We start from the raw sequence: 24,554 nt of genomic DNA, 5'->3' as shown, positions 1-24,554 counted from the left end.
TTGTAGGGTGCGTTAGAACATTCGTTCTAGCGCACCTTAAATCTGATGTAATGTCGTACTCTTGGCGATAACACACTCTACAAGATTTAGAATTTTGCACTTTCCTAATAAATCTATATAGCCTCAGTTAGTCACATTAAAAAGCGCTCCCTTTTTGGAGAGCGCTTTTTATTTAGTTTAATAAATAGCTAGCAGATATAAAGCAGAAATTAGCCAGATGATGCTAGATTAACTTTGACGACTTTGTTCTTTTCTTCTTCAGCCTTGGGTAGCGTCAGGTTCAAGATACCATCTTTATAATCTGCCTTGACGTTAGTATTTTGAATCCGAGTAGGTAAAGGAATTACACGTTGGAATTTACCGTAGTGGAATTCGCTTTTGATTACACCTTTCTCTTCAGATTTAGCTTCAGACTTCCGCTCACCACTGAGGTATACAGCATTTTCTGTAACTTGCAAATCCAGGTCTTTAGCTTCAATTCCCGGAAGTTCTACTTTTAGATGAATTGCATCTTCAGTTTCTTTTAACTCAGCAGCAGGAACTCTAGCATAGCCTCTGTCTAAAAATGCAGATGGCAAAGTTTCTTCATCAAATAAACGATTGATTTGACGTTGTATTGTGTTCAATTCTTGCCAAGGGTTCAAACGTACTAATGTCATCTTTCTACCTCGTATAATCAGTATGTTTGCTGTTCGACTAATTGAGGATTTATTTCCTTGCTTTTCATAGTATTTAAAAATAAAAGTGGTGTAATACCAATTTAATATGAAGCTGCATATAATAGAGAAAACAAACTCGATAAATTAAAAGAACCATGAGCCGCCCTTTTGAGATTGAAATCGCAGAGAGCGAAGAAGAACTTAAAAAACGCCTACAAACAGCTAATTTAGGGAACCAGAAAGAAAAACTTATTATGCTGTGGTGGATAAAAAGCGGGCAGGCCAAGGAGCAGCAAGATATTGGAAAACGCTTGGCTAAAGATACATCAACGGTGACAAGATGGTTACAAAAATATAGATCGGGTGGGCTAGATGAATTATTGAAAATAAAAAAAGCTCCGGGAGCAAAACGGAAAATTCCTGAAGGAGCGATCACGGCACTTGAAGAGGAGTTAAAAACAGGAAAAGGCTTTAGTAGCTATGGTGCAATAGTAGAGTGGTTAAAGCAAGAGCAGGGGCTTGATATCGAGTATGCAACGGTTTATGCATTGGTTCGATATCGATTAGGGGCAAAACTAAAAGTACCACGTCCTCAAAGCCATAAGCAGGATGAAAAGTTAGTATCTGAGTTTAAAAAAAACTCGGTATCATTCTGAATTGTCTAGAAAAACATCTAGCACCCGGCAAGTGTGTTCGCTACCTGTGCCAGGATGAAACGAGGGTGGGACTGAAAACTCTTACAGGAAAAGTGATTACTGCCTCTGGAGTTAAGCCTACTGTTGAGGTGAAATGGCCACGGGAAAATTTTTGGATTTATGGTGCAATTGAACCATTGACTGGAGATCATTTTCTTTATGAATATCCAAAACTGAATGGCGAGTGTTTTCAACAGTTTTTGGACTGGCTATCTCAACAATTAGGTGGGGATTACGCTATTTTACAGGTTGACCAAGCACCTGCTCATACAAGTTCAGCAATTCGTTGGCCAGAAAATATTATTCCTCTGTTTCAACCACCTTCAGCCCCTGAACTCAATCCCATTGAAAGGCTTTGGCAGCTCCTCAAGAAACCACTCAAAAATCAGCTTTTCTCTTCTTTACAGAATTTACGCGATCGCATCCAAGAAATATTTAATCAACTTACACTTGAGCAGGTAATATCTATCTCTTCTTATAACTTTATTCTCGAAGCTCTTTTCTATGCAGCTTCATATTAAATTGGTATAAATTCGGTTTTTATCACATGATTTATGATGATTACCGAACCAAAATAAATGTAGGGTAATCTGAACTTGTGAAGTTCGGTAAACTCGACAATAGAGACTTGAATTTAAAAATTCTCTAATTTATAATTTCTATAATATGCCTGTAAGCTAATATTAGATAAATACCTAGCTTATTTGAGAAGCCAGGCATCGGAATTACTAACCTATTTATGAGGAACAATAATATACCGATTACATTTTAGATTGTTTCTGAATAAGGTGATTTTGCCACAACTTTGAACCAGATTATTCTGTGCAGTTTCACAAATAATTGCAATTAGGGTATTTGCTCAATCAATAATATAAATTAAAAGTGTTGTATTTTCTTGTTTTCATAGAGATAATAAAAGACTGGTAACAAACCGCTCACAAAAGATATGTCAACAAGTTGGATTTATCTCATCGCAGCAATACTTTTTGAGGTTTCAGGCACAACTTGCATGAAGTTATCAGAAGGATTTACTAAATTAGTCCCTTCAGTATTAATATTTGTTTTTTATGGACTTTGTTTTAGTTTTTTAACTCTTGCTCTCAAGAGACTTGAAGTAAGCGTGGCTTATTCTGTCTGGGCTGGGTTGGGAACTGTCCTAATTGCAATCATTGGTATTATTTGGTTTCGCGAATCTGCTACATTTATCAAACTTTTGTCGATCGCCCTAATAATTATGGGTGTAATTGGTATAAATGCAAGTGAATAAATAAAAATACCTCGTCTATTTTAAAATAGACGAGGTAAATAAACCAAAACTGATCATTCTGCTTGTTGCTGTTGTAGTGAATACACCAGCAATTTTTATTATTCCGTTAGCAAAGCAAAATGAGCGGACTTAGTAAAATGCTTTTAAAAGTATAGTAAACCTCGGTAAATATAGCCCACAAGTAATTTACTTTTAATACTTTACCAGAGACAACCAAACTCATATAGCCAATTTGGCAGGTTTTTTATACACTGAGTCTTAAAGAATATTATTTTATAGCGCAAGGCCTTGCGCCCCTACCGCAATACTTCTCGGTTAAGGGGAAAAGGGGAAAGGCAAAAGGGAAAGAAAAAACCCTTAACCCTTACCCTTTAACCTTTTCCCCAAACCCGATTCCGAGTTAAAAATGCAAAAACCGAGCAGTATTGGCCCCTACCGCGTGGTCTATTTACCTGAAAATAGCTGTAAACTAAAAAACAATTTTGGCTTTAATCCAAGCGGATTAGCTCAAAATTTATTAAACCCAGCAGAACGACGATAAAGTAACCAGATAAATAGCGGTGAACCCAGCAACGCGGTGACAGAACCTACTGGTAGTTCTACTGCTCCTAATCTAGAGAGTAAATCTGCAAAAGTCAGTAACCATGCACCTGCAAGGGCGGAAAGCGGTAAAACAAAGCGATGATCTGTACCAACAATGAGGCGGACACCGTGAGGGACAACAAGACCAACAAATCCAATCAAACCACTGATGCTGACTGCACCTGCGGCTAAGAGAGTGGCGACACCACCAATTAACAAACGCGATCGCGTCAACGAAACCCCCAAGCCCACAGCCAAATCATCGCCTAAAGCCAGCACATTTACCGATCGCGCCAGTAAGCATCCCCCGATCAATGCAACAATAATATAAGGGCCAGCCGTCGAAATTTCTTGCCAACCGCGTCCATTAAGACTACCAACCAGCCAACTGAGCGCAATTTGAATTTGACCATCTTCAGCTAAAAGCAGCAATGTACTTTGTACAGCACCAAATAAAGAACTCACCGCCACACCGCCTAAAATTAACCGCTCAACCGAAATTCCCGACCCCGCACGACCGAGTAAAATAACGATCGCAGAAGTCAAAATTGCCCCTATCCACGCTGCTAAAGGAATTGCGATCGGGAATATTTGCCACACAATCATCACAATCACAACTAATCCAGCACCCGCAGAAATGCCCAAAATAAATGGATCGGCAAGACTATTGCGTAACATCCCTTGCAGTAATGCTCCTGACATTCCCAAAGCTGCGCCGACAATGAGAGCAGCCGTAATGCGCGGGAGACGTAAATCCCAGAAGATTGTCTGTTTAACTGGATCGCCTTTGCGGAGTATGGCTTGCCAAAATTCCGACATACTTAAAGGTACTGCTCCTTGAGAAAGTGACAGCGCTAGCGTTATCACCAGTGCTGCACTAAGGAGTAAAACAGCCCAAAGTACGCGGTGTTCAGTAAAAATTGTCTTAAATGGTTTAGTCAAATTTCGGTCTAGTATTTTCATTAAATGTAATCTGTCCCAAACAAAGCTGCATTTACATATAGTTTTTCTTCGATGAGTGAGCGGGAGAGTAAAATTTGAGCCTCAGAAGGTGAACGTTGAGCCTCAGAAGGTGGACGTTGACCCTCAGAAGGTGAACATTGAACCTCAGAAGGTGGACGTTGACCCTCAGAAGGTGAACGTTGACCCTCAGAAGGTGAACATTGAACCTCAGAAGGTGGACGTTGACCCTCAGAAGGTGAACATTGAACCTCAGAAGGTGAACATTGAACCTCAGAAGGTGAACATTGAACCTCAGAAGGTGAACATTGAACCTCAGAAGGTGAACATTGAACCTCAGAAGGTGGACGTTGACCCTCAGAAGGTGGACGTTGATCTTCTGAGGCTAAATTTTTTATGCCCAATGCCCAATTCCCAATTCCCTACGTTAATTCCAGCCCACCTTGATAGCCAGTGACAATGCGGCCACCATCCTTGAGGATGTGGACTTCTATCTGATCGCTAGCCCAAGTAATTTGGTCTTGGAAAGCCGGGTTTAACACACGAACCCGTTGATTGCTAGAAGAAACTGGAGAGTTAGGAGAATTAATTGCCAGGGATTGTACAAAAGGCCCGTCAATTAGGATATCAAGTTGTTCTAACAATTCTTGAGAACCTGGGGGTGCAGATTGAGACTGTAGTTGCTTGAGAGTGAACCCAGAAAAAGACATTACATTTAACCCAGCAGCTTTTACTTTACGAGCTAAAGACGCTAGTGCAGTTGCTTGCCAAAATGGTTCTCCACCAGAGAATGTTACACCCGTGTTGTGGGGATTGCTGAGAATATTCTCGGCAAGGGTATCAACAGCAATCAATTGGTTAGCCTCAAATGACCAAGAGTTAGTATTAAAGCAGCCAGGACACTCACGAAGACAACCTTGTACCCAGACGACTGCACGACAACCAGGGCCATTAACTTCTGATTGATCGACGTAACCCATAATGTTGAGATAGCCAGGGGGAATTTCCTTGAGTGCTAGCGATGGGTCAGTTGGCTTAATTTCCATCTCTTTAACTCCTTTTAGCCGTTGCCTGTTAACCGTTAAATATAGCGAATCGACCGTTAGATAACTGTGACCATTAATGATTAATCTCTCAAAAACTTGATGTGATTTTGAAAAGTCCGCTTTAACTGACTAGACTGAAGTTAGTTGCCCAGCTTGTATTGATCCTTTTATAGATAAAATCGATGACTCAACAAAATTCTAGAATTTGTATCCTTGGCGGAGGCTTTGGTGGCCTCTACACAGCCTTGCGCTTAAGCCAGTTACCTTGGGAATCTACGCAAAAACCCGAAATTGTTTTGGTAGATCAAAGCGATCGCTTCCTATTCTCCCCTTTACTTTACGAATTACTCACTGGCGAACTGCAAACTTGGGAAATTGCTCCACCTTTTGAAGAACTTTTACAAGGCACTGGGGTGCGCTTTTATCAAGGAGTTGTGTCTGGAATTGACATCGACCAGCAACGGGTAAATATACATGAAGGGCCAGAAATCCCTTACGATCGCTTAGTGCTGGCACTAGGAGGTGAGACACCGCTAGATTTAGTCCCCGGTGCGGCAACCTATGGCTACCCATTCCGCACCATCTCTGATGCCTATCGCTTGGAAGAACGCCTGCGATTTTTAGAAGAATCGGATGCTGATAAAATTCGGGTGGCAATTATTGGGGCTGGCTACAGTGGTGTAGAGTTAGCCTGTAAGTTAGCCGACAGACTCGGTGAAAGAGGACGCTTTCGGATCGTTGAAATCGCCGATCAAATTTTGCGAACTTCTCCAGAGTTTAACCGGGAAGCAGCAAAAAAAGCTCTAGAAGCCCGTGGCGTATTTCTGGACTTAGAAACCAAAGTCGAATCAATAGAGCAAAATAGCATCACCCTAGAGTACAAAAGCCAGTTAGACACGATTCCCGTAGATTTGGTAATTTGGACCGTGGGAAATAGGGTTGCGCCTGTAGTGAAATCTCTTCCCCTCAAGCAAAATCAGCGCGGTCAAATCAGCACTACATCTAATTTACAAGTGATTGATCATCCAGAAATCTTTGCCTTGGGAGATTTAGCAGACTCTCATGATGTTGAAGGACAGCAAGTCCCCGCTACAGCACAAGCCGCTTTTCAACAAGCTGATTATACTGCTTGGAATATTTGGGCAAGTCTCACTAATCGTCCCCTCCTTCCCTTCCACTACCAACAGTTAGGAGAAATGATGACATTGGGTAAAAACAACGCCACCCTTACTGGTTTGGGAATTAAACTAGATGGGCCCTTGGCATCCGTCGCCCGCCGGATTGCCTATTTATATAGGTTGCCAACTTTAGACCATCAACTCAAAGTTGGTTTTAATTGGCTAGTACGTCCAATCATCGAGACACTTTCTAAGTAACTTAATTGGGAATTGGGAATTGGGAATTGGGAATGGGGAATGGGGAATTGGAAATGGGGAATTGGAAATGGGGGATGGAGACTAATGACCAATGACAAATGACAAATGACAATGATTTACTTTATTTTCGTCAAGCTACTTAGCAGATGCTAGACTCTACCCACAGAACCTCTCTAACGAGCCAAAATCTAACATTCAAAATCTTCAAACTTTGATGGAACAACCGAAAGTTATTTTTTTAGATGCTGTGGGTACACTCTTCGATGTTAAAGGCAGTGTAGGTAAAGTTTATAGTCAGATAGCCGAGGAATTTGGTGTGACGGTTCCAGCCGAAACATTGAATACAGCTTTCATCAAAAGCTTTAAAGCAGCCCCGCCGCCGATATTTCCAGATGCAGAACTCCAAGATATTCCCCAGCGCGAGTTTGATTGGTGGCGGATAATTGCCCTGAACACTTTTGAAAGTGCAGGTGTCCTCAAGGAATTTTCTGACTTTTCGGCTTTTTTTAGCGAACTTTACATTCACTTTGGCACTGGCGAACCGTGGTTTGTCTATCCCGATGTCTTACCAGCTTTAATCAACTGGCGACGGTTGGGGGTTACTTTGGGGGTGCTATCCAATTTTGATTCCCGGATTTATTCAGTATTGCAAAGTTTGGGATTGAGAGAGTTTTTTACCTCCGTCACTATTGCTACCCAGGTACGTGCAGCTAAACCCGATCCTCAAATTTTTGCTATTGCCTTAGATAAACATAAATGTTCCCCTTCAGCAGCATGGCATATTGGCGATAGCGTTGTAGAAGACTACTACGCCGCTAAAGCAGCAGGACTCAGAGGCGTTTGGATCAATCGTGGTTAATTAAGGAGATACTTTAGCGATCGCTATTTTTCCTCAAATCTAAACACAACACAGCATATACTCAACAGATGAGAATACTAGACATCTCCAGAAATTAATTATGCGTTACCTGAAACCCTTGTAGAGACGTTGCAATGCAACGTCTCTACATTCATTTTTGGAGAGGGAATGGGGAATGGGGAGCAGGGGGACAAGGGGACAAGAGGTGAGAACTTGAAACAAGTCTTTCCCCTTGTCCCCAATTCTCCTTGTCCCCAAGTCCTCTTCCAAATTCCCAATTCCCAATGCCCAATGCTGCCCCAACACTCGTATGATCAACATATCAGGAAAACATAGCAGCCAGATTTTTACCGCAAAACATGGGCAGTATTTGGGAAATCGATTTTTACTCCCGTCCGATTTTGGACGATAATCAGAAAAAAATTTGGGAAGTCTTAGTCTGCGAAAGCCCCTTGGATATTGGCACAAAACCAGATTCTTTGTTTCGCTATGCTCAATATTGTCCCAGTACCCAGGTAAACTCGGGCTGGTTGCGGACAGCATTGCAAGAGGCTATTAACCAAGCTGGAAAAGCACCAATTAAAATCCGCTTTTTCCGCCGCCAAATGAACAACATGATTACAAAAGCCTGTCAAGATATAAGCATTCCCGCCCAGCCTAGCCGCCGCACTCTGGTTCTTAACCAATGGCTAGAAGAGCGGATGAAGGAAGTGTATCCTCAAGAACCGGGGTATCAAGGGGGGACTAATCCCTCAGTCCGCTTGGAAAAACCTTTGCCGCAACGTTTACCAGATGCTTTGGAAGGGCAACAGTGGGTATTTGTTACCTTGGATGCTGCGGATTTGGCTGAAATGCCAGAGTGGGAAATTGGCTTTGGTGAAGCTTTCCCTTTAGAATTGGCAAAAGTTTCACCCGAAGCCCGTATTCCTGGTATTTTGATTTTCTCACCGAGAGCCTTACCCTTGGCTGGCTGGATGTCTGGTTTGGAGTTAGCTTTCTTAAGATTTGACACCAGTGAAGAGCCGAGATTGCTTTTAGAAACGGGTGTTAATGAAAGCTGGATTGTGGCAAATATCAAAAAACCTCAAGTCTTGGCAGAGGCTAAAGGTTTTGAAGAAGCCAAGCAAAAAGCTAACGGAGTGCATTTTATTGGTATACAGTCTGATCCCAAAGCAGAATCTTTTGCTGGTTTTTGGCTATTGCAAGAGGTTAATCTTTGAAGATGGGAATTGGGAATTGGGAATGGGGACTAATGACCAATGACAAATGACAAATGACTAGATCCGTTGAGACATGACAATGATTTGGGATAATTAACTGCGTCCATCAGTTTTGATCTGCGGTTCCAAATCGTAACTGTAAGGAAACGCTGATGATTTTTGGATAGTTATCTGCGTCCATCGGCAGAAAGCCCGATCGTTGGTTTTTAGCGATCGCACTTTCTCCAAGGTGCGTTGATATGCGGTTCAAAATCCACAATTCACTAAGGGTCATGGGTTCTGAAAATTTGTCACAAGATACACTAGCCGAACAGTTGCTGGAACTAGCTATAAAATCTGGAGCAGAAGCTGCTGAGGTGTATCAGTCGCGATCGCTTTCTCGTCCAGTGTTTTTTGAGGCAAACCGACTCAAACAGCTAGAAACCAACCAATCTGAAGGTACAGCACTACGGCTTTGGCGAAACGGTCGTCCGGGGCTGACGGTGGCTTACGGTTCTGTCTTAGCCGAAGTGATGGTGGAAAAAGCTCTGGCATTAAGTCACCTGAATGAACCGGAAACTGTAGAATTAGGCTCTAACTTTCAGCCCTCCTACCCAGATTTAGGAGAAAGTGTACCGATAGAGATTTTGGTAGACTGGGGCAAAGAAGCGATCGCACTCATCCGCGATGTCTATCCCGATGTTGTGTGCAATGGTGACTGGGAATGTGATATTGAAACTACCAGAATAGTCAACACCAAAGGTTTAGATTGTTACTACACTGATACTACCCTTAACTGCTATGTATCAGCAGAATGGGTACGTGGCGATGATTTTTTAAGTGTTGCTGACGGTCAAACCAAGCGGGGAGAACTCCACCCTGAGAGATTAGCTAACCAAATTTTACAACGGTTAATTTGGGCCAGAGAAAATGTCTCGCCCCCTACTGGTCGTGTCCCGATTTTGTTCACTTCTAAAGCTGCTGATATGCTTTGGGGTACTGTGCAAGCCGCTTTGAATGGCAAGCAAGTCTTAGAAGTATCTTCACCTTGGGCAGAACGTTTAGGGAACCCAGTTGTCGCCCCCAGTCTCACTCTCTACCAAGATCCAGAAGCTGGCCCTTACAGTTGCCCTTTTGATGATGAAGGTACTCCAACCCAATCTTTAGTATTTATCCAAAACGGAATCTTACAGCATTTCTATGGCGATCGCACCACCGGCCGCCAACTGGGTACTGACACTACTGGAAATGGTTTTCGCCCTGGTTTAGGCAGCTATCCCACTCCTGGTTTATTTAATTTTCTCATCCAGCCAGGTTCGGCATCGCTACCAGATTTGATTCAACAACTAGATGATGGCTTGATTGTGGATCAAATGCTGGGTGATGGTGGGAGTATTTCTGGAGATTTTTCGATCAATGTCGATTTAGGCTACCGAGTCCAAAATGGTCAAGTAATTGGGCGCGTTAAGGATACTATGGTTGCAGGTAATGTTTACACAGCCCTGAAGCAATTGGTTGCACTGGGCAACGATGGTGACTGGAATGGTTCTTGTTATACTCCATCTCTGATAGTAGAAGGGCTATCCACCACGGGGAGAAGTAATTAAAGAGGCAGGGGGCAGGGGGAGCAAGGGAGGCAGGGGAAAAATAACGATTATTGCCCAATGCCCAATGCCCTAATTCTCACAAATTAGGGAACTCCAAAAAATAAATTATTCCAATTTCTGGACTCAACACGACTAGTTTTCCCCCCCCTGCTCCCTGCCCCCTGCCCTAAATGCGATGGGATATTTTTTAGTTGGAAGTCCCTTATGTCTCTTCCTATTCTAAATCAGCGTTTTCGCACCTGGTGGCAGCCTAGAAGAGGTTTAGCGATCGCCGAAGCTTGTGTTATCGGTTTGGTTGCTGCCCTATCTGCGGTGTTCCTGAAAGTAGGATCGGGATGGCTGGGGACATGGCGAGTGCATACGACCCACCTTTTTCCGGCATGGCTGGTATTACCTGTAATTGGTCTTGTCCTGGGATTTCTCGCTGGATGGATGGTGGATAGATTGGCTCCAGAGGCTGCTGGTAGCGGTATTCCGCAAGTCAAAGCAAGTCTAGCCAATGTGCCTGTGAATTTATCCTGGCGGGTAGCGGGTGTAAAGTTACTCAGCGCTATCATCGCCATCGGTTCGGGCATGACTCTAGGACGGCAAGGCCCTACTGTCCAAGTAGGGGCAGGTTTGGCAGCAGGAATGAGTCGTTGGGTTCCCACTTCTCCCGATCATCGACGGCAAATGATTGCAGCCGGTGCGGGTGCGGGTTTGGCTGCTGCTTTCAATGCTCCGATCGCAGGTGTATTATTTATCGTTGAAGAGTTACTCCAAGATTTATCAGGATTGACTCTGGGAACTGCCATTATCGCCTCCTTTATTGGTGGGGTGATATCCCGACTCTTAGGTGGTGGCTCTTTTGACCTTAACCTGCAATTAACGCAATCTTCCAGCCAATTTTCTATCCCAGAAATTCCCTTTTTCGTACTGTTAGGGATCTTGGCAGGGTTGTTGGGTGCATTGTTTCATAGTGGCTTAATATTTAGTATTAAATTTTATAGAAGATTACACATCAGCTTACCCCTGCGGGTAGCTTTAGCTGGATTTATCTCTGGTGTTGTCGTAGCTATGCTCCCTGCATCCTTCCGTGATAATACAGGATTACGGGAGTCCTTCATTACTGGAGATTCACAACCTACAGTAGCAGCGATCGCCTTTACCGCCCAATTCATCCTCACACTCATAGCATTTGGTTCGGGAGCGCCGGGGGGATTATTCGCTCCCAGTTTGATTTTGGGTTCTTGTTTAGGACATATCATCGGTGTAGCTGAGTTATATATCACTGGAGTTGGTTCTCCGACTACTTACGCCCTAGCGGGTATGGGTGGATTTTTTAGCGCCGTTTCCAAAGTGCCAATCACAGCAATTGTGATTGTGTTTGAAATGACTACAGATTTCAATCTGGTACTACCTTTAATGATTGTTTCTGTAGCAGCTTATCTGGTTGCGGATAAGGTAGTACCTGGTTCGCTTTATGAGAAACTTTTGGAGTTAAAAGGTATTACTCTCACCAAACAACTTCCAATGGAGGGAGCATTAACTAAGTTAACTGCAAAAGATGTGATGCAAGAACGAGTGGAAACTCTGGATGCAGAGATGAGCTTAGAAGAAGCCATGCAGTCCTTTGCTCGTTCCCATCATCGCGGTTTTCCTGTGGTAGAAGATAGCAAGTTAGTAGGGATTGTGACGCAATCAGATTTGCTGAAAATTCGTGAGAGTGCAAAGCACACGCTCCGCGATCGCAATTTAGCCGATATTTTCTTAAAAGAAATTATGACACCTGTCCCGATGACGGTAACACCGACTCACACTCTGGCCAATGTGTTGTATTTACTCGATCGCTATCAAATCAGTCGCTTACCAGTGGTGAATGGACGGAAACTGATCGGGATTATTACCCGTGCAGATATTATTCGGGCGGAAGTAGATCATCTCAATTGTGGAAATGGAACTCCTAAGCTGCAACCAGAACCTTCATACATAGTTTACCAAACGCGATCGCCTAGCACCGGTAGCGGTAGATTATTAGTACCAGTAGCTAATCCCGAAACCGCAGGTATTTTATTACAAATGGCAGCAGCTATTGCCCGCGATCGCCATTATGAAATAGATTGCGTGCAAGTTATGCTCATACCCCGCCACAGTTCCCCATCAGAAACACAGGTAAGAACGGCAAAAAGTCGCCGCTTGCTAAGACAGGCAGAAGTTTTAGCAAAAAAGTGGAAAATCCCCTTGCACACGCAGATTCGAGTTACCCACGATGTCGCCCAAGCAATTTTAGAAACAATCAACGAACAACACATCGACCTAATTCTAATGGGATGGAAAGGTAACACATCTACCCCTGGTCGGATTTTTGGCAGCGTTGTAGACAACATAATTCGCCAAGCCACCTGCGAAGTCGTGTTAGTAAAATTAGGCACAACTGGGCACTCCCTAATTTCCAGCCCCCAGTTCAATCGCTGGCTAGTACCAATGGCTGGTGGCCCCAATTCTCCGCTAGCGATTAAGTTATTACCTGCTTTAATTACATTGGGGAATGAACCGCAAATTCACTTGACACAGGTGTTTAAGCCATTTGAATTTAAGCCGGATATGTCAATTTCAGAACAAGCTATTCGCCATTTAATGCGACGGCAAAAATTGTCTAGTACTGTAGTTGCGCTCCCAGTGCAAGCTGATTCAGTAGCTGAAGGTGTGATTAACCTAGTGAAAACCGAAGGTTACGATGTTGTCGTTTTGGGAGCTTCCCGCGAGGGATTATTGCAGCAGGCAATTCAAGGTAATATTCCCGAAGCGATCGCCTCTGGTGTAGAAAGTACAGTGATTTTGGTCAGGGGTGCAATTCACAAGTGAACTACTTAGGCTTACCTGCGGTTGACATAAATATTACGATAGAATTACTGTTTTTACCTATAATAAAGAACACCAATAATCAAAGTAAAAATTATTGGAATTAAGATTGGAATAGCAACTATCAGTCCCCATTTTCCAAACTTAATTTCTTCACCCTCAGATTTTAGAAATGCAATCCAACCTACAACTCCCATCAAAACCCAAAGAAATCCAAAGGAAAGAAATATAATAAATACTGAATCTTCCATTTTTATTGAAATTATAACTAATGACCACTAACTAATACCAATTTAATGTGAAGTTCCATATATCTTGATCCCCCTAAATCCCCCCTAAAAAGGCAGGGCTGATTCATTCCACAAGGGCAAGGAGTTTGTCAATATCATGAGATAGAAATCTGTGAGCAATTGTTATAGAAGCATAACTATTGCGGCGAATGATGTTGAGTGCGATTGCTCTGGTAATGGAAAGATTTGCCGGAGCATTACCCATACGGATTGTGGAACTATCTTCTTTGAAAACAACATCTTTCACCCAGTGGAGGCGATTTTCGATACCCCAATGACCGCGAATACCGATAGCAAATTCTTTAGCTGTACCGAGCAGACTGCTAATATAACAGACAATTTCGTGATATTTTTTGCCTTTTCTTGTTCCAACTCTTTCCACTCTAATTAAAGAGTTTATCCCTATCCATTTTGGATCAATTCCCTTGATCTCATGGAATACTTCTACAGTACGTGTTGTCAATCTATCTCTAATTTTCTCTGTCTCAACTATACGACTTGTTGGTTTTCTCAGAGCAGCAATGCGTTGAATATGGCTATGTAGTTTTGGCTGATTATTTTTAACTGCAATGACGTAATCGTTACAACTTTTTATAATCATCTCACAAGTTTTTTTTGGCAATGTAAGGAATCAAAGCTGAAAACCACACCTTGTAGATCCATTGCTGTAATTAAATCTTGTACAACCTGGATTTCGCTTTTATCATGGTTTTCAAATTTTTTCATCCCGACGACCAGCCCTCTTTTACAAGCAAATACTGATACTATGCTGACAAAATTTTGCTGAGATGAATTGTAGTCTTTCACCGTCCCCTTAATACTTTTCCCATCCATAGCACACCATTCTAATTCTTCTATTTCAACATAACTTTTAGCCCAATCATTGAATTTTTCCGCCAGCTTATCAAACTCTACTCCCATCACTACACGTCGGATAGTTGAATAAGATGGAACTCCATGTTTTTGGATACCAAATTTCTTTATTAATACCCGACTATGCCTATTCACAAAATCTCCCCACCCACGATATCCCACATATCCATTCATAGTGCCCATTATTACAAACAATAAAACCAACCAAAGTGGATGTCTTCGACCATCTTTTGTCCTAAAGTCTTCCACTTGCTTTAACTGTTCGATTAGATTCGCACCCATAATTTTTATCCCCTAAACACTTGCTATTTTACAGGTTTTAGGGGATGAATCAGCCCTGCTTTTTCAAGGGGAGCCAGCGCGGTCTTCTCCCAAGGGGAGACGCTAAAAGCGATGGGGTCTCCCCCGCCGCAGGATGCGCGAAGCGCTGTAGTGGAGCGACTGGCGTGGGCTAGGGGGGATCTAATTATATGCAGCTTCATAAAAAATTGGTATAACTTTACTAAGTTTGCACGAAAATGGCTAAAATTAGAAGTGTCATGGTGCTGTTTTGTTCGCCAATTTTATTTTTGAAAAATCCCTAATTAACAACTGAACCAAGGAAACTTGATACGTCCTTACTCCCCAATGGTTGGAGTTATGTAAACATACAAACAAAGCCTGCTGATGCAGGCTTTACCCATAATAATTTTTAAGACTTACGCAAAATTAGAATGCAACTTATTATTAATAGTTAGAACGGGAGCCAGGGGAACCTACCACATTAGGATCACGATAAGGGACTTCCAGAAAATAAAATATACAGATAATAAAAATGATAATCATTGTTAGGGGGGTGGGAGAGGCTGCCGTTGGCAGCCTCTCCCACCCCAAGTTGTAGTAAATTGAATGATGATTCGATTTTGGGATGTTTGAGGTGTCAATACAATTAACAGATTCATTGAAAAAGTTATTGAAGGAAACCGCACATCAATTAAAGGGAGCAGCTAAACGTAGGTTCATTGCACAAACAGTTGTGGCATTAGGACACGGAGGAAAGTCTATAGCAGAGCGAGAGTTAGGATGGAACCGTGTAACTATTGGTAAAGGAATTAAAGAATTAAATAGTGGTATCACTTGTGTGGATAATTATCAAGGTAGAGGAAGAAAAAAAGCAGAAGAACACCTACCAACTCTTTTAGAAGATATCAAAAAACTAGTCGATTCTCAAAGTCAAATAGACCCGACTTTTAAAAGTCAAAGACTCTATACCCGACTGGGCGCATCTGTTGTAAGACATCAATTAATTGAAAAATTTGGTTATGCTGAAGAAGAATTACCAACTTCAGAAACAATTCGTGTCAAGTTAAATGATTTAGGGTATCGCCTCAAGAGGGTTGCCAAAATTCAACCTCAAAAAAAATTCCCGAAACTGATGCAATCTTTGAGCAATTAGCTATAGTTCACCAAGAAGCTTCAGATGACCCAACTATTTTACGTTTAAGCTTGGATGCGAAAGCTCGCGTAAATATCGGCTCCTTTGATCGTGGTGGTAGAAATCGAGTACCAACAGAAACTGATGACCACGACTTCAAACCAAAAACAACTGTAGCTCCTTATGGTATCTTTCTTCCAGACCTTGACGAGCTATTTTTGTATTTTACAGAATCCAAAGTAACTAGCGATTTTATCGTTGACATTTTAGGGGATTTTTGGAAATCAGAAAGCTGGCGATTTTCGGAAATAAAAACTTTACTTATTAATCAAGATAATGGAGGAGAAAATAGTTCTCGACGTACTCAGTTTATGAAACGTATAGTTGAATTTGCTCAATCATACAAATTAAATATACGTTTAGCTTATTACCCTCCCTATCACAGTAAATATAATCCAATTGAAAGAACTTGGGCTGTTTTGGAGAATCATTGGAATGGCAGTATTTTAGACGATGTGGAAACTGCATTAAATTTTGCTAAGACTATGACGTGGAATGGTAAAAGTCCAGTTGTTAAGTTAGTTACTCAGACTTACTCTAGCGGAGTCCGTCTAACTAAAAAAGCTATGCAAGAAATTGAAAATAAGATTGAACGTTTGACTAATTTTACCGAAGATAATTTACCAAATTTAGGTAAGTGGTTTATTGATATCTGTTGTGGAGTAACGTAATTTTCAAAAAGTTAAAAGCGCAAAAATAGTCGATAGCAATTCAGCTCACTGCATTTAAGAACTCTCTTTGTGCAGACATTTATCTTGCCTATTTATTGAGGGAGAAAGGGGTTGCCGTTGGCAACCCCTTTCTCCCCCTTAAAATGATTATCATTTTTATTGACTGTATATTTTATTCTCTGGAAGTCCCTAAGCTACATTATCATCAGCTTTGCGGTTCTTGCGACCCAATAAACCAAATAAACCGAGCAAGCCCAACAAACCCCAATCACCATCTTGATAATTTCGATCGGTAGCAGCGCGGTCTGTAGTAGTGTTTGTAGCAGTACCATCAGGAGCTGCTGTTGTCTGAGCAGAAGCAGGCATAACTGTGGGTAAAGTAGCCAAACTTAGAGCTAGAACAGTACTTCCTAGAATTTTGGAGACATTAAAGCGTTTCACGATCACATTCCTCAATTGAATTGCTACAACTAATAGTTAAAGCATATTAAGTTTTGACAACGCCAGCATCAATCTTTAGCTGCAAATATAAATCAGCTTAAAGTTGCATTTGCAATCGATTAAATAAGCATTTTGGTATAGATTATATTACCGAGCCTATTAAATTAGGCAATAATGAAGTTAGCGAGCGCATTAAAACCAGCTCGATTACAGAAGAAAAAATTACCTCTTCAGCTATGACAGATATTGATAATTGAAGGCAGAAAATACAATAATTCCGGTCAGTGGTGGGCTTAATAAATAAATGCAGGATGATTTTATAGATTTTACTTGGCATTTTTGTGTGGTAATTTGATGCTGCAAATGTGCATACCCATAATTAATATTTATACTAAAATTTGTATTGCATTATCTATCAATTGCTGTAAAAATCATTGCATTTTTCAGTGAATCGGCTGCCAAATCTTGAGAATATTTTCACCACTTCCACCACCAGCAATAGTTTCTCCATCGGGGCTAATGGCGATCGCATAAATATATCCAGAACCTGTATCTAAAGTGCGAATTTCCTTACCTGTCAAAGGATTCCACAGTTTAATTGTCTTGTCACTGCTACCACTGACAAGGGTAAGGCCATTTTGAGTTCCACTGGGCAAAAAGGCAACAGAATTAACCTTATCTTTATGTCCCTTTAAAGTGCGGATTTCCTTTCCTGTATTTAGATTCCACAATTTAATTGTTTTATCTTTACTGCCACTAGCTAGGGTTTTGCCATCCGGTGCAAAAGCAACTGAAAGAATCGAATCTGCATTTCCTTTTAAAGTGCGAATTTCCTTACCTGTATTTAGATTCCATAATTTAATTGTCTTATCCCAGCTACCACTAGCTAGGGTTTTGCCATCAGGACTAAAAGCCACAGATGGAACACCATCAGTATGTCCATCTAAAGTGCGGATTAACTTTCCTGTCTCCAGATTCCACAGTTTGATTTTTATATCCTTACTAGCAGTACCACTGGCAAGAGTTTTGCCATCAGGACTGAAAGCTACAGAAGTAACTCCGTCGGTATTTCCCTCTAAGGTGCGGACTAACTTTCCTGTCTCCACATTCCACAGCTTGATCGTCTTGTCTGCACTACCACTGGCAAGGGTTTTACTATCAGGACTGAATGCTACAGTCCAAATCCAATTGGAATGTCCTTCTAAAGTGTGGATTTCCTCTCCACTGGCCAGATTCCATAGCTTGATTGTCTTATCATCACTGGCACTACCAAGGGTTGTGCCATCAGGACTAAAAGCTACAGAATTCACATCGCTGGAATGCCCTTTGAAGGCTTTGGGTAGAAAATCGCTTTTTGAGGGCGCAGAAATAGGCAAAGAAGTAGGCGGAGAATTAGACGGAGAATATTCGCTCATTGTATGGGGGCGAGTCTGAAAATACCAAACTCCCCCCAATCCCAATACCACAATGCTAGAAATTAACAGCAGTTGACTTTTTAATGTCTTATTTAGTTTTGTTAAAACTGGCCTTTTGTTTGCTGGAGTAGACGCAAATGTTGGTGTAAGTAGAGTTACGGGCAGTGGTGAAAATGATGATAGCCCAGGTGTCAAGTCAGCGATGACTTCATCAGCCGATTGGTAACGCTTTTGGATATCTCGTTGCAACAGCTTATCCAAAACTTCACCCAACTCTATAGACACAGAAACCCCATCCCTACCTGGACTGATTACATATTGTCGCCAAGACCCAACCCAACTATAGCCTTGTTGTATCCACAGTTGAGATGGACGAACCCCAGTCAGTAGATGAAAACAAGTCGCCCCTAAACTGAATAAATCACTGGCTGGGTAAGCTTTACCATCTTGCATCTGTTCAAGTGCAGTGTAACCGTGTGAGCCAATAACAGTACCCATTTTAGTCTGTACTGTTGCTGTCAGCTGCTTAGAGGCTCCAAAATCAATTAGCACTAATCGCCCGTCACTTTGACGACGAATAATATTTTGTGGTTTGATATCCCGATGAATCACTCCCCGCACATGGGTAAACTTCAGTACGGGCAGTAAATCTAGCAAAAGTTCACGAATCTGTGTTTCACTATAGTTTCCGCGCCTTTCCCATTCCTTAAGCAAGTTTTGCCCATCGATAAATTGCTGCACTAAAAACAGATAGCCATTTTGCTCAAAATAAGCCAATAAAGTTGGAATTTGTGGATGTTCGGCGAGTTCTTGTAGTCGGCTTGCTTCTTGTTTAAATAGTTCAATGGCCTTTGTTAGTGGCCCAGTTCCCTGAAGTTTTGGGGCAAATTGCTTAACAACACAGCATTCATTCAGCTTGTGTACATCTTCTGCTAAATAGGTTCTACCAAATCCGCCCTCATCTGATAACACCTGAGTGGGACGATAGCGACCTCCCAGCAGGGGTATTAATTCTGCTCTACAACTATGGCAATAGTTGTTTTTATCAGGATTTAGGGGTTTTTGGCAATCGGGATTCACACAACAGAGCATACTGGGAATCCATTTGAATGGGAGTATATATTCATCTTAAGTCATGCAGTATTATCTCTGTTCTTAGTTAATCTCACTGAGAACCTATACATATCCCCAATTTCCTTACCTCATAAGGTATTGAAGAATTTAAATAATTTGAAAAAAGTTGTGCTTAAGCGATATCTTTTGAAGAATTGATTTGCACAAATTGAACAATAATATAATACTTACGTATTGATAGGAAATACCAAATATGGATGATTTCAAAAACCACATTTGTCGTAAGGGCAATCGGTAAGCCCTACGCGCAGGGGTACGCTAATGCCAGTTCCTTGATACCGAATAACTCGTTCACCGGAATGGCTCATCCCTTTGCATCTACATGAATTACCCCTAGCGCCTGAGTGTATTTCCTATCAAAGAATGATTAATAAAAACCTGAAACGACCGACCTATTTATGTTTAAGCAAGTTGGCACAATAAAATAAAACTATGTAAAGAAAAATGAACTAGGCTAAAAGCTTTATACTTATTGCCTATTGCCTTATCCCAACGACAATTCTTTACGCCTGCTTCCTTATACACAACACGATGCTTTTGTAAAGTACGTAAATTAAACTTTGACTTTCGGATATAAATTTTAAGGTGTCGGTGAATTCAGCTATCGTGGAAAGTAGTAATAATTTTTGGGAAAGCATCAAATACCTTCGTTGATGCAGATAGTTTGGCTGCCAAGGAATGATCTGGAAATGGGGCTTTAGACTATTAATTTTATTCTTGGGGCTGGGGTTACTGTTGGATCTCGGTTCCCGCATCGGAGCAGAGATTTTTTGGTTTCAGGAAGTCGGCTACCTCCAGGTATTTTTGTTGAGGGTGATGACTCGTGGTGTTTTGTGGGTAGCAGTAGCTGGGATAACTGCTGTCTATCTACTGCTAAATCTGGGTTTAGCACAACGGCTAAAATATTCCCAGTCTCTGAAGATTGAGGAAGTTAAGCGTGAGGAAGCAAAACTCACGAGTGAATTAACAAATTTTCTCAGCCCTCATTATTCAAGACGCGACGAAAGCCGGATACTTACACCGCAACGCTTTAAAAAATTGAGATTGCGCGGGTTATTACCCCTAACCCTGATATTGAGCTTGTTGATCGGGGTGATGTTGGTTCACTATGGTCAAATTGTTCTTTCTTACTGGCATTCTCCAGTTAATCCGGCTAGTCTACCCATTCCCGCCCTATTTCGACCAGAGACAATCTGGCAACTCTTGAGGCAGATTTTCTCTCAAGTTTGGTATCTCGGTTTAATTGGGGGAGTAGCGATCGCAATTCTAATCTATCCCCAATTTTTACTTACTGCGATCGCGGTTATACTCAGTCCCATTTTTGCATTCATCCTATTCCAACACTGGCCAAAGGTGCTGCAATATTTCCACCCCACCCCTTTCAACAGCACTGACCCTTTATTTGGTCGAGATATCAGCTTTTACATATTTTCTTTACCCCTTTGGGAACTGCTAGAACTCTGGCTGATGGGATTATGTTTGTATGGTTTCGTCGCCGTTACCCTTACTTATCTTTTGTCGGCGGATAGTTTAAGTCAGGGGATTTTCCCTGGTTTTTCGCCTCAGCAGCAGCGTCATTTATTCGGTATGGGTGGTTTATTAATGTTGGTAGTGGCTTTGAGTTATTGGCAAAGTCGCTATGAACTTGTGTATTCTAGCCGTGGTGTAAGTTATGGTGCTAGCTATACAGATGTAACAGCCCAGTTGCCAGCTTATACCATATTGTGTGTTGTGGCAGTAGCGATCGCCTTTTATCTACTTTGGCGAACGCTTTTCTGGAAACCCAAATCTCGGTATCGTTCCTTGGTATTTTACGGGTTGGGGATTTATTTAGTATTAGTTGTAGCGGCTGACGTTGTTTTACCAACGGTAGTGCAATATTTAATTGTCCAACCTAATGAGTTGCAGCGAGAGCAACCCTACATTCAACGTACTATCGCCTTGACTCGTCAAGCGTTCGATTTAGAAGCGATCGATTCCACAGGCTTCAACCCTCAAGGAACACTGACTGAAGCTGATATTCAAAAGAATGACTTGACAATTCGGAATATCCGCCTTTGGGATCAGCGACCACTGTTAGCAACTAACCGTCAACTGCAACAAATTCGGCCGTATTATCGGTTCCCTGATGCCGATATTGATCGGTATACTCTGAAAACAGATGTAACTTCACCTCGACCATCAGCACCCCAAAACACACCAGAACCTAAGCAGGAAGCGGATGAAGCAACAGAACGGCGGCAGGTACTGATTGCCGCACGAGAATTAGACTACACTGGCGTACCACAGGAAGCTCAAACATGGGTTAACCGTCATTTAATTTATACCCACGGTTTCGGGTTTACTGTTAGCCCAGTTAATACAGTTGGGCCGGGTGGTCTACCAGAATATTTTGTCAAAGATATTAGTGGTAATAGTAGCGCCCTCACAACTTCCAGTCCAGCCATTCGCGAAAGTATTCCCATTGGGCAACCGCGAATTTATTACGGTGAAATAGTTAATACCTACGTAATGACTGGCACAAGAATTAGAGAGTTAGATTACCCTAGTGGTAGTGATAATGTTTACAACTCTTACGATGGTCTAGGTGGCATTGAAATTGGTTCAGCATGGCGACGGTGGTTATTTGCCATGTATTTGAAAGATTGGCAGATGGTGCTAACACGGGACTTTTTACCAGAGACAAGGGTGCTATTCCGGCGAAATGTCAAGCAAAGAATTCAAGCGATCGCACCTTTTTTGAAATTTGACAGCGATCCCTATTTAGTAGCTGCTGCTGCTAATCAAGATTTTCCCAGTAATCCCAGTTATCTTTACTGGATTATTGATGCCTACACGACGAGCGATCGCTATCCTTATTCAGATACTGGCAGCGATGGGATCAACTACATTCGCAATTCTATCAAAGTAGTAATTGATGCCTACAACGGTACTGTCAATTTTTATATTGCCGATCCCAGCGATCCAATCATTGCCACTTGGTCGGGGATATTTCCCCAAATGTTTAAACCGCTCAGTACAATGCCTGTTAATCTCCGCAGTCATACCCGCTATCCGGTGGATTTTTTCAAAATTCAATCTGAGCGGTTGATGACCTATCACATGACCGATCCCCAGGTATTTTACAATCGGGAAGACCAGTGGCAGATTCCTAATGAAATCTATGGCAGTGAAACTCGTCCGGTAGAGCCATACTATTTGATTACTAGTCTACCCACTGCACCTGTTGTTGGCGCAACCTCTCGTACAGAAGAGTTTATTCTGTTTCTACCCTACACTCCTAGACAACGGACTAATTTAATCGCTTGGTTAGCCGCGCGATCGGATGGTGTTAATTACGGTAAGTTATTGTTATATACTTTTCCAAAAGAAAGGCTGGTCTATGGTACAGAGCAAATAGAGGCGCGGATCAACCAAGATCCGGTAATTTCTCAGCAAATTTCCCTGTGGAATCGCCAAGGGTCGAAAGCCATTCAAGGCAATCTATTAGTAATTCCCATTGAGCAATCGCTGCTTTATGTCGAGCCAATCTATCTAGAAGCCACACAGAATAGTCTGCCAACTCTGGTGCGGGTAGTTGTGGCTTACGAAAACCGGATTGTCATGGCCCAAACCTTAGAACAAGCCTTACAGGGAATTTTTAAACCAGAAGTTACACCACCCCCTGCAATTATCCGTCCCTTTGAAGAAGCAGCCCCTCCTGGTTAAAGGATTCTAAAACACATAGCAGGCGACAAAGAGAGATCGCCATTAACAAAATTTATTGCAACAGACATAGTTTAATGGTTCAACATAATGTAATAGACACTAAAAGTTAATGGACATGCTACAAAATAACCAACTAGAGATCCGCCACATTAGTCCTGAAGTGAGGCAGTTGATTAAAATGTACGCGGATGTTAATAGCTGTACGCAGTCTGAGATGTTGGAACGCATTATTTTGGAGTGGAACGCCCAACAAAGCGAGAGCGAAAGACCGCCAGGAGACGAAGATGAATAGCTTTCTACTACAATTTTTAGTCTACTTATAGCGAAAGCCTTTGATTAATTTGGCTCTCTAGCTCAAGAAAAATTTTTCCGAGATTGGGTCTTTTTTGAGGGATTGAATAAAATCCCTCAAAGTCATCATGCTGCCCGTTAAGGTGAATTTGGGAGTACCATTTGGAGCAACGATTCTCACTTCGCCGTCTTGGATCTGAATCTTATTTTTAATGCTATCCCATAGAGTATCAAAGCTCTCATCATCCTTGCAACCATTGGCTTCAAGGAATCTTTGGCGTACTTCTGTTTTTAATGCGAGTGCTTCTGCTGCTTGAGTCCGTGCCTCAAAGTGCTTAACTACATCTTCATAAGCACTTTCCCTGAGAGTTTTGTTTTCAGCCTGAACTTGCTCTAACTGAGTTTTTATGGTTTGCAGTTGGGACGCTAAAGCAGCTGATTTATGATATTCAAGTTTTAAGGCTTGCTTTGCATTGGCTAACAAGGTTTTATAATCTAGCTGATCTGGATCTTGATTTTTTTCAGATTGCATTTTTATCTCTCGATCAACAGATTTTAGGTGAAAAACCCTCGTCAGTTATATTACAAAAACTGGCGAGAGTTTAGTAAATATTATGTGGGTTATCTAAGTATTATTTATTTCACCAATAATGGTGTTTCAGAGGTAGGATTTTCCTGAATACTACTCAAACAAGAACTAATGTGCAAGCGGATAGCACGTTCATAAACACTAGTCTGCTGAGTTCTTACCCCTACAGCCTGATATATTAAGCTAACTTCTGGGAATTCAGACCAATACATCAAAAAAATGTCTTTAGCTGGAGTAATAATTTCATAATTATTCTCTTGTCTTTTCTTTCTGAGTTTACAATTATTTAGTTGTAATTTTTGTCTGAATAGTTGTTCAAATTCTGAAATTAAATCTGAAGTAGTTTTCATGTGTTATCCACGTTAAAACGTGTTAAGGATGCAAAGACTATCTGATGATATTACTAAGTATGACACTTCAGATACCTCTTACAATATAGTGTATCAGTTATCGAGTATTTGAGAATTTGAGGTTACTTATCCGTTCTCATGATTAAATAAGAGGTCTAGGGACTAGGGGAGACTGGAGACTGGGAAAATAGTTAGTAGAGACACCCTGATAATGACACCGCTAAATA

At 41.7% G+C, this 24,554-nt stretch carries 21 protein-coding genes and 1 pseudogene; 11 read left to right on the top strand and 11 right to left on the bottom strand.

The window, feature by feature from the left end; translation table 11 throughout:
- Window positions 1-209 precede the first annotated feature (209 nt).
- A complete protein-coding gene (locus GJB62_RS05260) occupies window positions 210-659 on the bottom strand; it encodes an Hsp20/alpha crystallin family protein (protein WP_114086208.1) in 450 nt (149 codons plus the stop codon).
- Between the two features lie 155 nt (window positions 660-814).
- Between GJB62_RS05260 and GJB62_RS05255 the strand changes: the two genes are divergently transcribed.
- From GJB62_RS05255 to GJB62_RS05245, 3 genes are all read left to right on the top strand, one after another.
- Complete coding sequence (locus GJB62_RS05255) at window positions 815-1,315, top strand: helix-turn-helix domain-containing protein (protein ID WP_114081708.1); 501 nt, start codon at window positions 815-817, stop codon at window positions 1,313-1,315.
- Between the two features lie 65 nt (window positions 1,316-1,380).
- Window positions 1,381-1,875, top strand: coding sequence for an IS630 family transposase (locus GJB62_RS05250; RefSeq protein ID WP_245246029.1), 495 nt, complete (start codon window positions 1,381-1,383; stop codon window positions 1,873-1,875).
- A 425-nt stretch (window positions 1,876-2,300) separates the two neighbouring features.
- The gene (locus GJB62_RS05245; protein WP_114080550.1) at window positions 2,301-2,621 is read left to right on the top strand and encodes a multidrug efflux SMR transporter; all 321 of its coding nucleotides are present in this window, start codon (window positions 2,301-2,303) and stop codon (window positions 2,619-2,621) included.
- A gap of 507 nt (window positions 2,622-3,128) precedes the next feature.
- Here the strand turns inward: GJB62_RS05245 and GJB62_RS05240 are convergent.
- Genes GJB62_RS05240 through GJB62_RS05230 form a run of 3 tightly spaced genes read right to left on the bottom strand, consistent with a single transcriptional unit; the run spans window position 3,129 to window position 5,209 of the window.
- Window positions 3,129-4,166: an iron ABC transporter permease gene (locus GJB62_RS05240; RefSeq protein WP_114080551.1), complete on the bottom strand. Its 1,038-nt coding sequence runs from the start codon at window positions 4,164-4,166 to the stop codon at window positions 3,129-3,131.
- Window positions 4,166-4,567, bottom strand: coding sequence for a hypothetical protein (locus GJB62_RS05235; protein ID WP_147262440.1), 402 nt, complete (start codon window positions 4,565-4,567; stop codon window positions 4,166-4,168). The genes GJB62_RS05240 and GJB62_RS05235 overlap by 1 nt, the downstream gene beginning before the upstream one ends.
- 18 nt (window positions 4,568-4,585) lie before the next feature.
- Window positions 4,586-5,209: a 4Fe-4S single cluster domain-containing protein gene (locus tag GJB62_RS05230; RefSeq protein WP_114080553.1), complete on the bottom strand. Its 624-nt coding sequence runs from the start codon at window positions 5,207-5,209 to the stop codon at window positions 4,586-4,588.
- A gap of 182 nt (window positions 5,210-5,391) precedes the next feature.
- Here GJB62_RS05230 and GJB62_RS05225 point away from each other — a divergent pair, with 182 nt between their 5' ends.
- The 3 genes from GJB62_RS05225 (at window position 5,392) to GJB62_RS05215 (ending at window position 8,664) form a co-directional block, all read left to right on the top strand.
- The gene (locus GJB62_RS05225) at window positions 5,392-6,585 is read left to right on the top strand and encodes an NAD(P)/FAD-dependent oxidoreductase (RefSeq protein ID WP_114080554.1); all 1,194 of its coding nucleotides are present in this window, start codon (window positions 5,392-5,394) and stop codon (window positions 6,583-6,585) included.
- A gap of 214 nt (window positions 6,586-6,799) precedes the next feature.
- On the top strand, window positions 6,800-7,444 hold the full coding sequence (locus tag GJB62_RS05220) for an HAD family hydrolase (RefSeq protein ID WP_114080555.1): 645 nt from the start codon (window positions 6,800-6,802) through the stop codon (window positions 7,442-7,444).
- 359 nt (window positions 7,445-7,803) lie between these two features.
- Entirely contained in the window at window positions 7,804-8,664 is an 861-nt protein-coding gene (locus GJB62_RS05215; RefSeq protein WP_114080556.1) for a Tab2/Atab2 family RNA-binding protein, read from the top strand.
- Window positions 8,665-8,770: 106 nt separating this feature from the next.
- Here GJB62_RS05215 and GJB62_RS05210 read toward each other — a convergent pair whose 3' ends face one another.
- A complete protein-coding gene (locus GJB62_RS05210) occupies window positions 8,771-8,938 on the bottom strand; it encodes a hypothetical protein (RefSeq protein WP_159402452.1) in 168 nt (55 codons plus the stop codon).
- On the opposite strand from GJB62_RS05210, the gene GJB62_RS05205 reads away from it, so the two are divergent.
- Together GJB62_RS05205 and GJB62_RS05200 are read left to right on the top strand one after the other, a co-directional pair.
- The gene (locus GJB62_RS05205; RefSeq protein WP_114080557.1) at window positions 8,937-10,250 is read left to right on the top strand and encodes a TldD/PmbA family protein; all 1,314 of its coding nucleotides are present in this window, start codon (window positions 8,937-8,939) and stop codon (window positions 10,248-10,250) included. The two genes, GJB62_RS05210 and GJB62_RS05205, sit on opposite strands and share 2 nt — an antisense overlap.
- A gap of 204 nt (window positions 10,251-10,454) precedes the next feature.
- Window positions 10,455-13,094 carry a chloride channel protein gene (locus GJB62_RS05200; protein WP_114080558.1) on the top strand — a complete coding sequence of 880 codons (2,640 nt, stop codon included), beginning with the start codon at window positions 10,455-10,457 and terminating at the stop codon, window positions 13,092-13,094.
- A 53-nt stretch (window positions 13,095-13,147) separates the two neighbouring features.
- On the opposite strand, the gene GJB62_RS05195 is transcribed toward GJB62_RS05200, so the two are convergent.
- Window positions 13,148-13,342, bottom strand: coding sequence for a hypothetical protein (locus tag GJB62_RS05195; protein ID WP_114080559.1), 195 nt, complete (start codon window positions 13,340-13,342; stop codon window positions 13,148-13,150).
- 103 nt (window positions 13,343-13,445) lie between these two features.
- Window positions 13,446-14,536, bottom strand: a pseudogene (locus tag GJB62_RS37370) (ISAs1 family transposase).
- Window positions 14,537-15,176: 640 nt separating this feature from the next.
- On the opposite strand from GJB62_RS37370, the gene GJB62_RS05180 reads away from it, so the two are divergent.
- Window positions 15,177-16,399 (top strand): ISAzo13 family transposase gene (locus GJB62_RS05180; RefSeq protein ID WP_159402613.1). Its coding sequence is split into 2 segments (ribosomal slippage): window positions 15,177-15,657 and window positions 15,657-16,399, totalling 1,224 coding nucleotides; the frame shifts between segments, so codons are not numbered across the junction.
- 189 nt (window positions 16,400-16,588) lie between these two features.
- Here the strand turns inward: GJB62_RS05180 and GJB62_RS05175 are convergent.
- Both GJB62_RS05175 and GJB62_RS05170 read right to left on the bottom strand, forming a co-directional pair.
- On the bottom strand, window positions 16,589-16,840 hold the full coding sequence (locus GJB62_RS05175) for a WGxxGxxG family protein (protein ID WP_114080995.1): 252 nt from the start codon (window positions 16,838-16,840) through the stop codon (window positions 16,589-16,591).
- A 443-nt stretch (window positions 16,841-17,283) separates the two neighbouring features.
- Window positions 17,284-19,347 carry a serine/threonine-protein kinase gene (locus tag GJB62_RS05170; RefSeq protein ID WP_114080996.1) on the bottom strand — a complete coding sequence of 688 codons (2,064 nt, stop codon included), beginning with the start codon at window positions 19,345-19,347 and terminating at the stop codon, window positions 17,284-17,286.
- A gap of 720 nt (window positions 19,348-20,067) precedes the next feature.
- Here GJB62_RS05170 and GJB62_RS05165 point away from each other — a divergent pair.
- Both GJB62_RS05165 and GJB62_RS05160 read left to right on the top strand, forming a co-directional pair.
- Window positions 20,068-23,097, top strand: a complete 3,030-nt coding sequence (locus GJB62_RS05165) for a UPF0182 family protein (RefSeq protein ID WP_114080997.1) — start codon at window positions 20,068-20,070, stop codon at window positions 23,095-23,097.
- Between the two features lie 109 nt (window positions 23,098-23,206).
- Window positions 23,207-23,389: a hypothetical protein gene (locus GJB62_RS05160; RefSeq protein ID WP_012408316.1), complete on the top strand. Its 183-nt coding sequence runs from the start codon at window positions 23,207-23,209 to the stop codon at window positions 23,387-23,389.
- 57 nt (window positions 23,390-23,446) lie between these two features.
- Here the strand turns inward: GJB62_RS05160 and GJB62_RS05155 are convergent, their stop codons facing one another.
- Window positions 23,447-23,920 (bottom strand): hypothetical protein, encoded by a 474-nt coding sequence (locus tag GJB62_RS05155; protein WP_114080998.1) that lies wholly within the window; start codon window positions 23,918-23,920, stop codon window positions 23,447-23,449.
- Window positions 23,921-24,024: 104 nt separating this feature from the next.
- Window positions 24,025-24,327 carry a hypothetical protein gene (locus GJB62_RS05150; RefSeq protein WP_012408314.1) on the bottom strand — a complete coding sequence of 101 codons (303 nt, stop codon included), beginning with the start codon at window positions 24,325-24,327 and terminating at the stop codon, window positions 24,025-24,027.
- Window positions 24,328-24,554 lie beyond the last annotated feature (227 nt).

This window comes from Nostoc sp. ATCC 53789 (genome assembly GCF_009873495.1).
Lineage (GTDB): Bacteria > Cyanobacteriota > Cyanobacteriia > Cyanobacteriales > Nostocaceae > Nostoc > Nostoc muscorum_A.
The sequence above is the reverse complement of the archived record's forward strand: the minus strand, read 5'-3'. Positions and strand labels throughout refer to the sequence as shown.

What these genes read in the sequence shown, in the direction of transcription:
- GJB62_RS05260 (WP_114086208.1), bottom strand. Translation starts at nt 659, where the DNA reads ATGACATTAGTACGTTTGAACCCTTGGCAAGAATTGAACACAATACAA.
- GJB62_RS05255 (WP_114081708.1), top strand. Translation starts at nt 815, where the DNA reads ATGAGCCGCCCTTTTGAGATTGAAATCGCAGAGAGCGAAGAAGAACTT.
- GJB62_RS05245 (WP_114080550.1), top strand. Translation starts at nt 2,301, where the DNA reads ATGTCAACAAGTTGGATTTATCTCATCGCAGCAATACTTTTTGAGGTT.
- GJB62_RS05240 (WP_114080551.1), bottom strand. Translation starts at nt 4,166, where the DNA reads ATGAAAATACTAGACCGAAATTTGACTAAACCATTTAAGACAATTTTT.
- GJB62_RS05230 (WP_114080553.1), bottom strand. Translation starts at nt 5,209, where the DNA reads ATGGAAATTAAGCCAACTGACCCATCGCTAGCACTCAAGGAAATTCCC.
- GJB62_RS05225 (WP_114080554.1), top strand. Translation starts at nt 5,392, where the DNA reads ATGACTCAACAAAATTCTAGAATTTGTATCCTTGGCGGAGGCTTTGGT.
- GJB62_RS05220 (WP_114080555.1), top strand. Translation starts at nt 6,800, where the DNA reads ATGGAACAACCGAAAGTTATTTTTTTAGATGCTGTGGGTACACTCTTC.
- GJB62_RS05215 (WP_114080556.1), top strand. Translation starts at nt 7,804, where the DNA reads ATGGGCAGTATTTGGGAAATCGATTTTTACTCCCGTCCGATTTTGGAC.
- GJB62_RS05205 (WP_114080557.1), top strand. Translation starts at nt 8,937, where the DNA reads ATGGGTTCTGAAAATTTGTCACAAGATACACTAGCCGAACAGTTGCTG.
- GJB62_RS05210 (WP_159402452.1), bottom strand. Translation starts at nt 8,938, where the DNA reads ATGACCCTTAGTGAATTGTGGATTTTGAACCGCATATCAACGCACCTT.
- GJB62_RS05200 (WP_114080558.1), top strand. Translation starts at nt 10,455, where the DNA reads ATGTCTCTTCCTATTCTAAATCAGCGTTTTCGCACCTGGTGGCAGCCT.
- GJB62_RS05195 (WP_114080559.1), bottom strand. Translation starts at nt 13,342, where the DNA reads ATGGAAGATTCAGTATTTATTATATTTCTTTCCTTTGGATTTCTTTGG.
- GJB62_RS05170 (WP_114080996.1), bottom strand. Translation starts at nt 19,347, where the DNA reads ATGCTCTGTTGTGTGAATCCCGATTGCCAAAAACCCCTAAATCCTGAT.
- GJB62_RS05165 (WP_114080997.1), top strand. Translation starts at nt 20,068, where the DNA reads ATGATCTGGAAATGGGGCTTTAGACTATTAATTTTATTCTTGGGGCTG.
- GJB62_RS05160 (WP_012408316.1), top strand. Translation starts at nt 23,207, where the DNA reads ATGGACATGCTACAAAATAACCAACTAGAGATCCGCCACATTAGTCCT.
- GJB62_RS05155 (WP_114080998.1), bottom strand. Translation starts at nt 23,920, where the DNA reads ATGCAATCTGAAAAAAATCAAGATCCAGATCAGCTAGATTATAAAACC.
- GJB62_RS05150 (WP_012408314.1), bottom strand. Translation starts at nt 24,327, where the DNA reads ATGAAAACTACTTCAGATTTAATTTCAGAATTTGAACAACTATTCAGA.